The organism is Caulobacter sp. SRI_014 (assembly GCF_057586315.1).
Genome location: NZ_JBYCZQ010000008.1, coordinates 165,256 through 176,919, shown reverse-complemented (window position 1 = coordinate 176,919; position 11,664 = coordinate 165,256). Strand labels below are relative to the sequence as shown.

Below are 11,664 nucleotides of genomic sequence, written 5' to 3'. Positions count from 1 at the left end.
TCCGCGTCGGGGATTTCCTCTGAAGGAGTTGCCCTATGAAAGCCCCGACCCAGGCCGTCCTGCTGAGGCTCTACACCGACGAGGACGCGATGTTCGGTGATCGGTCGCTTGTCGAGGTCATCGTCCAACGGGCGCGCGAAGCCCGTTTGGCGGGCGCCACGGCCTTGCGGGGTCAGATGGGTTTTGGCGAGTCGGCCCGGCTCCACGCCCACCAGCTGTTCGACCTCGGCAGCAACCTCCCTGTCGTCATCGAGATCGTCGATTACGAGGCCAGCCTGCGCGCCTTCCTTGCCACCCTGAACGACCTGCGGGGGATCGGCCTTGTCACCTTCGAGAAGGTCGAGGTGCTCCGCTACGGCGGACACCACACCGAGCCGCGCACCTAGTCAGGAAGGAACACACCATGGCCGCCGACGAAGTTCGATCCAAGGGTCCGCCGCAGCAGGACGCGAAGGCTCCCGACGACCATGGAAAGGGCCATGACCATGTCAAAGGCGGCGACCATGGCCATGCCCATGGCGGGATTTTCGGCGAGCGCACCGAACTGATCTTCGCGGGCCTGTCGGGGGCGATGGTCGTGGCGGGGTGGCTCCTGGGCCAGCGCATGGAGGGGGTCGTCCCTCTAGGCTTCTACATCGCGGCCTACGGGTTCGGCGGCTACTTCACGCTCCGGGAAGCGGTCGGCAATATCCTCAAGCGCCGCTTCGAGATCGACACCCTGATGCTGGTCGCGGCTGCTGGCGCCGCCGCGCTCGGCCAGTGGGCCGAGGGGGCGCTGCTGCTCTTCCTGTTCAGCACGGGGCACGCCCTCGAACACTTCGCCATGGGGCGGGCTCGGCGGGCCATCGAGGCGCTGGCCGAACTCGCCCCTCAGAGGGCGACGGTCCGGCGAGGGGACACGACGGTCGAAGTCCCCGTCGAGGAGCTGGTAGTCGGCGACATTGTGACGGTTCGGCCCAACGAGCGCCTGCCGTCGGATGGCGTCGTCGTCCTCGGCGAAAGCAGTGTCGATCAGGCGCCGATCACCGGCGAGAGCGTGCCCGTCGATAAGCGGGCCGCGCCTGATCCGGCTTTGGATTTCGACAAGGCGAGCGCCGAACATCGGGTCTTCGCGGGCACGATCAACGGTCCTGGCGCCCTTGAGGTGCGGGTCGCCCGTGTGGCGTCCGAAACCACCCTCGCTCGGGTGGTCAAGATGGTCGCGGAGGCCGAGGCCCAGCAGTCTCCGACCCAGCAGTTCACCAACCGCTTCGAACGCATCTTCGTGCCGTCCGTCCTGGCGGGTGTCGGGCTCCTGATGTTCGCCTGGATCGTCATCGACGAGCCGTTCAGCGTCAGCTTCTATCGGGCCATGGCCGTCCTCGTGGCCGCCAGCCCCTGCGCCCTCGCGATTTCTGTTCCGAGCGCGGTGCTCAGCGCCGTTGCGCGGGCCGCCAGGGGCGGGGTGTTGGTGAAGGGCGGCGGCCCACTGGAAAACCTGGGCACGCTCACGGCCATCGCCTTCGACAAGACCGGAACGCTCACGGAGGGCAAGCCGACGATCACGGACGTGGCGCCCGCCGAGGGGGTGGATGAGCGGGAGCTTCTGTCAGTCGCCGTCGCCGTGGAGCGCCTGAGTGACCATCCGCTTGCGGCGGCGGTCGTTCGGGATGGCGAAGAGCGATTGAAGGACCATCCCATTCCCATTGCCGATGACGTTCAAAGTCTGACCGGCAAGGGCGTGCAGGCCCGCGTGGCGGGCGAGACGGTCGTAATCGGCAAGCCGAAGCATTTCGAGAGCGGGCCCGGCGCCCGACCCTCCGAGGCTCTGTGGAGCACGGTCCAGCAGCTAGAAACGGGCGGACGGACGGTGATGGTCGTCAAGAGCGGGGACCGATATCTCGGCGCCATCGGCCTGATGGACACCGCGCGGCCTGCCGCCAAAGGGGTCATCAGTCGGCTCCGCGCCATGGGGATCAAACGGATCGTCATGCTGTCCGGCGACAATCAGTCGGTCGCCGACGCCATCGCGGCAAAGCTTGGCCTGGATGAAGCCATGGGCGGGCTGATGCCGGAGGACAAGGTCCGCATCATTCAGGAGATGAAGGGGAAGGAGGGCAGGGTCGCCATGATCGGCGACGGCGTGAACGATGCTCCGGCCCTGGCGAACGCAACCGTTGGAGTCGCCATGGGGGCGGCGGGATCAGATGTGGCGCTCGAAACCGCCGACGTGGCGTTGATGGCCGACGACCTCAACCACCTGCCGTTCGTGGTCGGGCTGAGTCGACGAACCAGCAGTATCATCAAGCAGAACCTGTGGGTCAGCCTGGGGGTCGTCGCCGTTCTCATCCCCGCCACGCTCTTCGGCCTCAAGATCGGGGCCGCGATCATCTTCCATGAGGGATCAACCCTGCTCGTCGTGGTGAACGCCCTCCGGTTGCTGGCCTATCGGGACAAGGCGGCGTGATTCAGTTTGAGACAGAAACATCGATTCCCGCCCCGCCGGAGCGCGTCTGGTCGGCGCTCGTCGATTTCGCCAGCTACCCCGCCTGGCACCCCCACCAGGTCATTGAGGGCATTGCGGAGCCTGGCGGCAAGGTCAGGATCAAGGGCAGGCTGCTTGGGGCATCAGAAGTCAGCTCGAACACGCGCTGGACAATCCTCCGCTGCGAGCGCCCGCGACTGATCGACTTCGGCGCGGGATGGCCGTCCCTATTTCGGTTGAGGCAGTGGCTTGAAATTCGCCCTCATCCGCAGGGCTCCCTGCTGGTTCAGGGCACCGGGTTTGAAGGCGTCGTCCCCAGGATCGTCTTCCGTAAAGCCTCCAAAATAGAGGGGTTCCGACTTTATCACGATGCGGTCGCACGACGCCTTACAGCCTTCATCACCGGCAAGCCGTCCGGCCCGGCAGGGGAAAATCGGCGGCAGCGGCGGCTCAAGAACAAGACGCAGAAACCGGGCCGGGGCGAAGCCAGGAATACAGCTTGATCCTCTAGCGACTATAGGGGTTAGGGCAGGGAACCCAATGAGGACGAGATCATGCCCGCCACCCTGCTGGCCTACTTCCTGACTTATTTCGCGGTCGCGTTCGTCTGGCCGACGTGGCGTCTCTGGCGACGCGACCGGATCAACGCCTTTGTCTTGCCCTTCGACGACACGGCCTACGGTGTCGTCTCCAAAGGTTTCCGGCTGCTGATCCTCGGCCTGTTCGCCGTGCTGATCGCCGCCCTCTGGCTCCCGATGGATCAGTTCGGGCCGCTGCCCTGGCTCGACCATGCCGCCGTCAGGATCGGTGGCATCGTGTTGCTGGTGGGGTCGCTGATCCTGATCGTCGTCGCCCAGGCCCAGATGGGCCGGTCCTGGCGGATCGGCATCGACACGGGTCGCCCCACGGCCCTTGTCCAGATCGGCGTCTTCTCGATATCCAGAAACCCGATCTTCCTCTCGATAAGGCTCAACCTCCTCGGCCTGCTGCTGCTCTGGCCCAACGCCGCGACCCTGGCCGCCTTCCTGCTGGGCGAGGTTCTGATGCAGGTCCAGGTGCGGCTGGAAGAGGATCACCTTGGGCGCATGCTGGGCTCCGAGTATACGAACTACCGGGGCCGGGTGCCCCGGTGGGCCTTTGTCAAATAGGTCGGAGTGATGCAGATGATTGGTCGCCGCACTGTTTTGGGAGGCGTCGTAGGGCTGGTCTCCGCCTCATGCGCTCAGGCCGCGCCGCCGCGCGATCTGGTCGTCTACAAGACACCGACCTGCCCCTGCTGCGGCGGATGGATCGACGCCATGGCCAAGGCGGGCTTCCGGCCAAAGGTCGTGAACATGGAGGACATCAGCCCCCTCTGGCGGCAGCGCGGCGTTCCCGACGAACTGTCCTCCTGTCATGTGGCCAATATCGGCGCCTACTTCACCGTGGGCCATGTTCCGCCTGCCGATGTCGAGCGCCTGTTGAAGGAAGCGCCGGACGCCATCGGCCTGTCGGTGCCGGGAATGCCCCTTGGTTCGCCCGGAATGGAGACGGCGGGCGGCGACCGCGAGCCCTATGAAACGCTCCTGCTGCTGAAGGGCGGCAAGTCGCGGGTGTTTGCCCGGCACGCGTGACCGGCGACGTGAAGGCGCCCCAGCCCTTGAAGTTCATAGTCCGACGTGAACGGCGTCTCCGCCATTGTTCGGCCCTGCTGGAAGGTGCAGAACGGTGCCTTCGGAGATTTCCGCTTGAACGCGCTGCGCTCGTCCCTTCTGCGAATACTGCTCATCGCCCTCATGCCGTTCCTGGTTGTCACCAGCGCGCTGGCGGCGACCGGATCGATCTGCCAGCCGGACCAACACGCCCAGGAAATGGCGAGCACGATGTCTGATTGCGGAGAGCGCGACGGCGGAAGCCACGACCAGATGCCCCGCTGCTCGTTCGACTGCCCGTTGGTCTGCGGCGCCGTCGTGCCGCTCCCGCCTGTGGCCGCCGCGCCCATCGCGCCACTAACGCCCGCCGCCTTTCAGATGATGGACACGGCAGGCGAGGGGATATCTCTGCGGCCCGAATACCCCCCTCCTCGATGATTGGTCCCGAGCAAAACCAACTCAAACCAACATTCGGAGATCAAAGATGAAACGTATCCTGACCACGGCGACCCTTCTGGTGCTCGCCTCCGGCACCGCAGCCTTCGCGGCCTCTCCCGAGGCGGTGAAAGCCGTGGCGTCCTGCTGCGCGGCCTTGGCCGCCTGCTGCGGCGTCTCGATGCCCTGCTGCCCGTAAGGGACTAGCAACCTGAGTAGGGACGCCCGCGCCGCAAGGCGCGGGCGTTTCCACGTCTAGAAGGGGAGCTCGTCGTCGATGTCGGTTTGATCGACGGCCCCGGCGGGGAGCGGCAGGTTGGAAACCACGAACAGGTTCAGTAGGTCATCCCTGTCCATAAACATGACCTGGCTACGTTTGCTCTGGTCCAGCTTGCCGCCAAGCCAGTTCCGAGCCGCCTTGGTGATCTCGCCACCGGCGACAATGAAGGCGTGATCGACCAAGACCCGCCTGTTGGTTTCCGGATCGAATATCTCGTGACCCAGCATCATGGTGGTTTGGTTTAGAATCTCTGCCACGTTGGCGTTGGTCGCCGAAGATGCTCCGGACGCATCAAGCTTTCCTTTTTTGACCTGCAACCCAAAATACAGCACGTGCTGGGTGGGCAAGGTGAACTTCATCCATAGGTCTTTGCCGTATTCCAGGGCCTTGTCCCGGTGCCCAGCCACGGACACCCGTTGGAAGCCTGACTGGCGAAGCAGCGGCACCAGGACCTCTTCGATCAGCGAGTCCTCAGATGACTTCTGTAGGAAAGCGGACAGGCGCTCGCGTCGTTCAAGTTCCGCAGCGCTGAAGGGGCGGTGGGGATTGGGCGTACCCGACGCCACGGTGTTGGTCCCGATGTGCCGCAAGTAGCAGCGCCCATCAGGACCGTAGAAGGCTTCGAAGTCTTCTCGGGCCAAGGCTCGATTGAGCCTTGCCATCGCCTCCGGCCTGTCGGTCCCCTCGTTGTGGGCGTCATGACGGTCCATCAGGCCCGCGATGATCCGACAAATCTCGTCGGGGGGCGTGTGCGCGGCGGGCTGAGGGCCGCTCATGGCTTGGGAGAGCGCCGATGCAACCCACGACGTCCTGGACGTGCCGTCGTGCCGGTAACCCGTTTCCATGTCGGCGAAGAACTTGGTCAGGTCCCAACCAGTGCGATATCCGAAATGCACCTCATCAACGTTGCCGTTGCCGCAGATCATGTCGGCGATCTCGTCCAGGGTTTTCGCGCGCCACTTCATGCAGACCTTCATATTCCGGCTAAGCGGACGCCACTATCAGGGAAGCAGCGTCGTCTGATCGGTCTTGCTCCAAAGGCGAGATGATACCGCCTCCTCGATCTCCTGGCGTAGGTTGTCGCCCTCTTCCCTCAACGCCTTCCAGGTATCATGTCGCTCGGGACTGATGGGACGACCGGTTTCCGACACCGCCTCCCGGTATTCATCGAAGGCATCGGCGATCAGTGCGCTCAGCCTGCGGCATTTCACGCGAAGTTCTGGTTCGACAAAGATGCCCTTTACGATCAGGTAGTCGTTGAACTCCGTCCACTTCTGCCACGCCGACCGCAGCCGATGCCCACGTTCCAGGTCTTGAAAAAGAGGGCTGCGCTCATACTTCGTCGCGCCCTTGACCCGCGCCTGCTCAACATCATCGAGGGGGCTCCTCTTCAGAAAGGAGTCAAGCTGGTCGTCCGATAAGCTCGTGATATCGGTCGCGAGTTGCAGTGGGGCCAAGACGTTTCGAGCTTCGGAGATCGCGAGGCATAGCAGACGCCAAAGTTCTGGCAGCACATCGAACTCTTGCTGGTGGAACTTAGTGGCCCGGTCGAGAAGCGCATTTACCTCATACTTCAGGCGTTCGATCTCTTTGGCGCGGGCGTGACGATAGTCCTCCAGTCCCTTCTGAAATTTATCTTCCAACCACCTCTTGGCCAGGAACTTGAATACGGCATATGACACCAAGACCACAGTCGCGAGTGTGATTGTCCCGCCGCTAAGCCAACCTAGGAAGATCAGAAGGTTGTCCAGCATAGAGGGGGCTCCGGGCGGCATTGTCGCGGTGCTGGCTAGAGGACGTTCAAATCGACTTCATAACCAGCGTCGCGTAGCTCTCTGGCCAATGCGAAGCGCCACGCCCCGGCGGCATCGATAGGCGTGTACACGACGCCGTCGAAATCCGACGGAATCTCGATGTCGCCCTTCTTCAGAGCGCAAACCCGGTCCCTCCCGAGGCGTCCCAGGAAGTATCCCAATTCCAAGACCACGTTCTGCCGCGCGCGCGGCCTTTCCTTCGAGGCCGCAACGCTTCGACCGACATCGTCCGGGGTCATAAGGACAACAGCAAAGCCAACGTCGCCATGGGCCTCCAGCTTTTCCGCAACCGTCATCCCTCGGCTCGTCTGTTCGTGAAGGATGATCGCGTCCAGTCCGAGCTTTTCAATCAGTCGGGCAACCATCTCCCGAGGAGCTTCTTCGTGACCATGGACGATGAAGACCTTCGTCCGATCTGACGCGCCCCGCGCTCGAACGAAGGTGTTCGGCTCAACCTTAGACATGACATGAGTCCTGTAGTCGCGGCCAAACGGGATGATCGCCGACGAGATCAGCTTTCGAAGGCTGGCGATGTGTTTGGCCCCGCCGTCGTAGTATTGGTGGGCGAAATTTAAGAACCAGTCCGGGTCGGCAGCGCCCCGCTCGATCAGTATTAGTGTCAGGCCGAGTTCCTCGGTCTTATCCAACGGCCAGTTCAGTATGTCGCTGCCCATGTTCCGTTGGGTCGCCGCGCCGAGGAAGCCTTCGAAATCAACAGCGGACCTGAGTTCATCATTGATGGCCCTGAGGCTGGGGTCCGCCAGGACGTGCGCTAATTTCTTGAGGGGCCGCCCATAGTTGTCGAAGTCCGCCGACTGAAGGTCCAGGACGGCATTGTTCAGGTCTGTCAGCGCAGCAGCGACGGGCATTAAACGTTCGACTCCAACCGCTTTTGGGCTGCGGATTCAAGGAGGCGACTACGCAATGTCTCTTTGGCTTGTCGAGCTACGTTATCGACCCAATCGTTTGAACCGTATGACGCTGCCTTTGCGTCAATGGCCGCCTCCATTTCGGCGATTGCCCGATCAATGCTGCCAGGATCATGAGGATCGAAGGCCACCTTGCACAGTTCGCCATCTAGCTCCTTAGCGAACTTGGCCAGCCCCTTCATTTTCTTGGTCAAGCCGTCCAACCCCGTAATCTTCGCCATATCATCTCCAGCAAACGTCTAGTCATGCAGCGTGGGATTATTTGCGGCGGGGTTCAAGTCAGAGAGGGGTAGTCCACAGCGTTCCGGAACAGCCCTATCGAACGCTTTTGCCGGACACAAACACGTGGCACCTTGGACCTTCCACCTCGGATTCTCCGACACCTAGCCATCTGCGGTCGAACGTCGCTGTCGCGGCCTCCACTACGGCCAGGGTGCCTATGAGCATTCTATTCCGAAGTGCATGTTACTTTCTCATCAGGCCATGGCGAAATGAGGATAGATGAACTAGCCCCACCAGAGCCGCCCGACGTCATGAGGACAAGCAGGCCGTCTCGCTTGCCCGGCGCTTGAACGCGATATTTCTTGTGGAAGTTCATGCCTTCTCCGGCTTCGCAGACGAGCCGGACAGCCAAAGGGGCGTTGCTAAAATCAGCGGCCTCGAAATCACACAACTCAAACAGCGACCCGAAGCACATCTCCTCCGCGACGCCTGGTTCGATCAGGATGCCTTCTACTCCCCATTTGATCGAGTTCGCCGAGGTCAGGGTGACCGTCCAAGCCAGCTCGACACGCTTCTGTCGTAGCGTGCTGGAGAACCGATCTCCGATCCTCACGCGGGCAAGTCCTGTTCGCGTGTAGTCGCCGCTCTCACGTGTTTCCACGCCGACTGTAACCCAAACGATGGGTGCGTCCGTCATGTGATCCCACTCGATCCGCGTTGACCCTTTCGCGGGAAGTGCAGTGGCGATCAGGTCCGATAGCTGAATGGGCTCAACGGCGGCGGCGGCATCAGGAAAAACAGCGGAATGCGTTGGCTCGGCAGCATGGGGTGCGGCCCTCTGGGTTACCCAGGCCAACAAACATACGCATATACTGATGCCAACAGGTCTAGTGATCTTGAGCATTTTTTACCGCCTCGTAGCTGCCGGGCCTACTTCCAGACTGACATATTCAATGATGCAAGACTGGATGCCTGCCTATCCTGTCAGCGGCCCGTCAGGCATCCCAGTCCAATGTGATCCGGTTTGGCGCGTCCCAAACGAGAACGCCCTTTCGCTGGGAGTTGAAGCCAGGGGTCGCGAGACGCAGGCCGAACGGCGCCATTGCCGTGGTCGGCGGCATGACCAGCAGCAGGCGCTTCAGCTTGGTCGGTCGTCCGCTGTAGATGGGTTGGTCCTTGGGGGCGGCCAGGTTGACCTCGTAGTGGTTCAACTGCATGCCGCCCGCCATGAACGGCTGGCCCCAGTTCCAATGATCCTGGACGACCCTGCTGGAATATTCGGCAGGCACGGCGAGGGTGATCGTCGTGTAGAGGGCCGGGACCATCGACCGGTTTCCGACCTCGACGATGATCTCCACGCGATGATCTGACCCGACCGGCATCGGGCCTGACACCGTTACCTCGGCGAAGAGTTCTGGTGTCGTAGCCCTTCGCATCACATCGCGGACCTGGAAGTCCACCATCCGCGAGGTCGTGCCGTTAGAGCGCCACCAGTAGCGATGGTCCGGGGCCATATGAGGAGCAAGGGTGATAGCTTGCGGGACCGTCACCACATACGCGACCTTTCCGTCCTGAAGGCCCACCACCTCGATCAGGACATCTTGAACAGGTGGTTGGATGTTGGACTTGATGATCTGATCGAGCCAATCCCTGGAGAAGACCGCAGGATCGATCCCGTCGATATGAGAGGGGCGACCGGCGGCGCCTTCAGCCATTCCGTAGATGATGACACCGCCCGCCCCATTGGCCATGGCGGAAACATCTTTTCCGACTTCGTGCTTCTTGGCGTCCTGCTTCGACAGCGCGTCTGCCGCCTTGTATTCCAGGATGTTGCTCTCGGCCTCAGCGTCGGCGATCAGTCGCTCCAGGTCGGCTTCTGTCCAGGTCCTCATGGCGCGCTCACATCCTGCCCGTCGCGGTTATCGACCGGTTGCCTGGAGGCATTTCTGAATGTGTTGGTATGCCTCTGCAATCTGCGGATCGGACGCAGGCACACCCATCTGAATCCACCCCAGGAGGTGGTCGGCCAAATCTTCCCACTTTCGGGCGACATACGCGTTCTCAGCAACGCTGTTGGAACGGCGCTGCTGTGCCTTGCTTGGCCGATACTTCTGGGCCTGATCGGCCAGACTGTTGATCTCGTCGATCCAGGCTTGCGCCTCGGTGTAATGGCGGCTGGTGATCGCTTCCACGAACCCATGGGTCCACATCTTGGGGCGTTCTATTTCGGTCATGCACGCACTACTACCAAGCGGAAGCTCGAAGGTCACCGACGACGCAGGTCCAGCTTTGCCGGAAAGCCCTGCGGATTTCGCCCTCGAAGAACCGGACATCGAAGTAGGCCCCCATCCCGAAATGACCTTGCAGCATGTGATCACCTTGGGTTTGGTGAAGGAACTGATCGGCGTCGATGTGGGCATCTCGCCAAAAGTCAGCCCCAAACCGCGCCAGCGTTCCAGGCCGCCCATTCGATAGCTCCCGGCCAAAGGCGGTGATCGATCCTGCCGCCAAAAGGTCGAGAAGGTCCCGCGCCGCAGCGTGGCCGGGGTTGGATTGAGGCAGGGAATCTTGGGTCCAGACTGACTGGGTCGTGATGTAGCTGACCGCGTCTTGAACAGTCATGCGGGGTATGGCTGCCGTCGCTGGAACCGGCTCGGCGGGGGGAGGGCGGCAATAGAGGCTCCGACCCTCATCAGAATCCACATCGTCAGCGCGCCGAGCACGAACATGGCGCTCGGCAGCATCCAAGGCGCCAGCAAGGTATTTTGATAACCCCAATCGACCGCAGCGCCTGATCGGAGGAGGACCCTGTCCAGCCCCACGACCTCTGCAACTTTCTCGACGTTCAACGTCAGAATGGCCAGAAGCACGAAAAGGACGGAGGCCCAGACACGTTTGCGAGTGCTCATGAGACGGAATGTATACACGCCAACGGAGTCGTCGCGAGGCTCCGAGGCTTGACCATCGGCTGTTCGGCGCCGCTAATACGACCTGCTAATGAAACCTCCGTCAGCTCGACGGACCAAGTTGCTGACTTGCTGAGTTTGCAGCGGAATTTCGATGGGGCTGAGGCTCCTAGTTCCCCAGCCATCTCCTTTATCTCTCCATGGAGCAAGGCAGCGCCCCTGCACGCCCGCGCCGGCAATTGCGTTGCATGGTTCGTCTCCTGCTCGTTTTTGCCCTTGTCCTGCTGCCCCTGGCCGCCTTCGCCGGCTGGCGCGCGTTTCGAAGTTGGGAGCCTGATCCGGCCCGCTATCCGGTGCGCGGCATCGATGTCTCGCACCACCAGGGGAGCATCGACTGGCAGGCCGTGGCGCGGGATGACGTCACCTTCGCCTACCTCAAGGCCAGCGAGGGCGGTGACCACCGGGACCGCGAGTTCGAGGACAACTGGCGCGAGGCCCGGGCCGCCGGCTTGAAGGTCGGGGCCTATCACTTCTTCACCTTCTGCCGGCCGGGCGCCGATCAGGCCCGCAACTTCCTGGCCGCCGTGCCGGTGGTTCCGGGCGCCCTGCCGCCGGCCGTCGATCTCGAGTTCGGCGGCAACTGCGGCGCCATCCCTTCCGACGCCGATCTGCGCCGCGAGCTGGAGGCCTTCCTGGCCCTCGTCGAGGCCCGCTACGGTCGCCAGGCGGTGCTCTATGTCACCCCCGACTTCCACCGGGCCCATGGCGACGCCCTGCCCAGGCGGCCGCTGTGGAAGCGCAAGATCGTCATGCCGCCCTTCGACGGCAGCATCTGGGGCCGCCCCTGGACCTTCTGGCAGTTCCACAATCGCGGCGAGGTGGCTGGGGTGACCGGACCCGTCGACCTCAACGTCTTCGCCGGCGACGCCGCCGCCTTCGAGAGCTTTGCACGCGGCCCGCTGTATTAACCGCATCGGACCTGT

At 62.6% G+C, this 11,664-nt stretch carries 15 protein-coding genes; 8 read left to right on the top strand and 7 right to left on the bottom strand.

All coding sequences use genetic code 11. The features are described 5' to 3' along the window. Positions 1 to 35: 35 nt before the first annotated feature. Genes AC2YG9_RS17390 through AC2YG9_RS17360 form a run of 7 tightly spaced genes read left to right on the top strand, consistent with a single transcriptional unit; the run spans position 36 to position 4,729 of the window. Positions 36 to 386, top strand: coding sequence for a DUF190 domain-containing protein (locus AC2YG9_RS17390; RefSeq protein WP_487299249.1), 351 nt, complete (start codon positions 36 to 38; stop codon positions 384 to 386). A 17-nt stretch (positions 387 to 403) separates the two neighbouring features. Next, positions 404 to 2,446: a heavy metal translocating P-type ATPase gene (locus tag AC2YG9_RS17385; RefSeq protein ID WP_487299248.1), complete on the top strand. Its 2,043-nt coding sequence runs from the start codon at positions 404 to 406 to the stop codon at positions 2,444 to 2,446. Next, on the top strand, positions 2,443 to 2,967 hold the full coding sequence (locus AC2YG9_RS17380; RefSeq protein ID WP_487299247.1) for an SRPBCC family protein: 525 nt from the start codon (positions 2,443 to 2,445) through the stop codon (positions 2,965 to 2,967). The genes AC2YG9_RS17385 and AC2YG9_RS17380 overlap by 4 nt, the downstream gene beginning before the upstream one ends. Positions 2,968 to 3,018: 51 nt before the next feature. Beyond that, on the top strand, positions 3,019 to 3,612 hold the full coding sequence (locus AC2YG9_RS17375; protein ID WP_487299246.1) for a methyltransferase family protein: 594 nt from the start codon (positions 3,019 to 3,021) through the stop codon (positions 3,610 to 3,612). A 15-nt stretch (positions 3,613 to 3,627) separates the two neighbouring features. Then, on the top strand, positions 3,628 to 4,077 hold the full coding sequence (locus AC2YG9_RS17370) for a DUF411 domain-containing protein (protein WP_487299245.1): 450 nt from the start codon (positions 3,628 to 3,630) through the stop codon (positions 4,075 to 4,077). A gap of 45 nt (positions 4,078 to 4,122) precedes the next feature. Beyond that, positions 4,123 to 4,533 carry a hypothetical protein gene (locus tag AC2YG9_RS17365; protein ID WP_487299244.1) on the top strand — a complete coding sequence of 137 codons (411 nt, stop codon included), beginning with the start codon at positions 4,123 to 4,125 and terminating at the stop codon, positions 4,531 to 4,533. 46 nt (positions 4,534 to 4,579) lie between these two features. After that, positions 4,580 to 4,729 (top strand): hypothetical protein, encoded by a 150-nt coding sequence (locus tag AC2YG9_RS17360; protein WP_487299243.1) that lies wholly within the window; start codon positions 4,580 to 4,582, stop codon positions 4,727 to 4,729. Positions 4,730 to 4,785: 56 nt separating this feature from the next. On the opposite strand, the gene AC2YG9_RS17355 is transcribed toward AC2YG9_RS17360, so the two are convergent. The 7 genes from AC2YG9_RS17355 to AC2YG9_RS17325 all read right to left on the bottom strand — a co-directional run bounded on the left by AC2YG9_RS17355 (position 4,786) and on the right by AC2YG9_RS17325 (position 10,243). Beyond that, positions 4,786 to 5,775, bottom strand: a complete 990-nt coding sequence (locus AC2YG9_RS17355; protein WP_487299242.1) for a hypothetical protein — start codon at positions 5,773 to 5,775, stop codon at positions 4,786 to 4,788. A 36-nt stretch (positions 5,776 to 5,811) separates the two neighbouring features. Further along, positions 5,812 to 6,564 (bottom strand): hypothetical protein, encoded by a 753-nt coding sequence (locus AC2YG9_RS17350; RefSeq protein WP_487299241.1) that lies wholly within the window; start codon positions 6,562 to 6,564, stop codon positions 5,812 to 5,814. A gap of 35 nt (positions 6,565 to 6,599) precedes the next feature. Next, the gene (locus AC2YG9_RS17345; RefSeq protein WP_487299240.1) at positions 6,600 to 7,493 is read right to left on the bottom strand and encodes a TIR domain-containing protein; all 894 of its coding nucleotides are present in this window, start codon (positions 7,491 to 7,493) and stop codon (positions 6,600 to 6,602) included. Continuing rightward, the gene (locus tag AC2YG9_RS17340) at positions 7,493 to 7,774 is read right to left on the bottom strand and encodes a hypothetical protein (RefSeq protein WP_487299239.1); all 282 of its coding nucleotides are present in this window, start codon (positions 7,772 to 7,774) and stop codon (positions 7,493 to 7,495) included. Before AC2YG9_RS17340 ends, AC2YG9_RS17345 begins: the two co-directional genes overlap by 1 nt. A 227-nt stretch (positions 7,775 to 8,001) precedes the next feature. Beyond that, positions 8,002 to 8,679, bottom strand: coding sequence for a hypothetical protein (locus AC2YG9_RS17335; RefSeq protein ID WP_487299238.1), 678 nt, complete (start codon positions 8,677 to 8,679; stop codon positions 8,002 to 8,004). Between the two features lie 91 nt (positions 8,680 to 8,770). After that, complete coding sequence (locus tag AC2YG9_RS17330) at positions 8,771 to 9,667, bottom strand: AlbA family DNA-binding domain-containing protein (RefSeq protein ID WP_487299237.1); 897 nt, start codon at positions 9,665 to 9,667, stop codon at positions 8,771 to 8,773. 27 nt (positions 9,668 to 9,694) lie between these two features. Next, positions 9,695 to 10,243, bottom strand: a complete 549-nt coding sequence (locus AC2YG9_RS17325) for a hypothetical protein (RefSeq protein ID WP_487299236.1) — start codon at positions 10,241 to 10,243, stop codon at positions 9,695 to 9,697. Between the two features lie 686 nt (positions 10,244 to 10,929). Here AC2YG9_RS17325 and AC2YG9_RS17320 point away from each other — a divergent pair. Continuing rightward, a complete protein-coding gene (locus AC2YG9_RS17320) occupies positions 10,930 to 11,649 on the top strand; it encodes a glycoside hydrolase family 25 protein (RefSeq protein ID WP_487299235.1) in 720 nt (239 codons plus the stop codon). The last annotated feature ends 15 nt before the right edge of the window (positions 11,650 to 11,664 follow it).

Excerpts from the sequence above, each read along its gene's own strand:
- AC2YG9_RS17355 (WP_487299242.1), bottom strand. The coding sequence starts at position 5,775 with ATGAAGTGGCGCGCGAAAACCCTGGACGAGATCGCCGACATGATCTGC.
- AC2YG9_RS17335 (WP_487299238.1), bottom strand. The coding sequence starts at position 8,679 with ATGCTCAAGATCACTAGACCTGTTGGCATCAGTATATGCGTATGTTTG.
- AC2YG9_RS17370 (WP_487299245.1), top strand. The coding sequence starts at position 3,628 with ATGATTGGTCGCCGCACTGTTTTGGGAGGCGTCGTAGGGCTGGTCTCC.
- AC2YG9_RS17360 (WP_487299243.1), top strand. The coding sequence starts at position 4,580 with ATGAAACGTATCCTGACCACGGCGACCCTTCTGGTGCTCGCCTCCGGC.
- AC2YG9_RS17330 (WP_487299237.1), bottom strand. The coding sequence starts at position 9,667 with ATGAGGACCTGGACAGAAGCCGACCTGGAGCGACTGATCGCCGACGCT.
- AC2YG9_RS17390 (WP_487299249.1), top strand. The coding sequence starts at position 36 with ATGAAAGCCCCGACCCAGGCCGTCCTGCTGAGGCTCTACACCGACGAG.
- AC2YG9_RS17385 (WP_487299248.1), top strand. The coding sequence starts at position 404 with ATGGCCGCCGACGAAGTTCGATCCAAGGGTCCGCCGCAGCAGGACGCG.
- AC2YG9_RS17375 (WP_487299246.1), top strand. The coding sequence starts at position 3,019 with ATGCCCGCCACCCTGCTGGCCTACTTCCTGACTTATTTCGCGGTCGCG.
- AC2YG9_RS17320 (WP_487299235.1), top strand. The coding sequence starts at position 10,930 with ATGGTTCGTCTCCTGCTCGTTTTTGCCCTTGTCCTGCTGCCCCTGGCC.
- AC2YG9_RS17340 (WP_487299239.1), bottom strand. The coding sequence starts at position 7,774 with ATGGCGAAGATTACGGGGTTGGACGGCTTGACCAAGAAAATGAAGGGG.
- AC2YG9_RS17350 (WP_487299241.1), bottom strand. The coding sequence starts at position 6,564 with ATGCTGGACAACCTTCTGATCTTCCTAGGTTGGCTTAGCGGCGGGACA.
- AC2YG9_RS17325 (WP_487299236.1), bottom strand. The coding sequence starts at position 10,243 with ATGGGCGGCCTGGAACGCTGGCGCGGTTTGGGGCTGACTTTTGGCGAG.
- AC2YG9_RS17345 (WP_487299240.1), bottom strand. The coding sequence starts at position 7,493 with ATGCCCGTCGCTGCTGCGCTGACAGACCTGAACAATGCCGTCCTGGAC.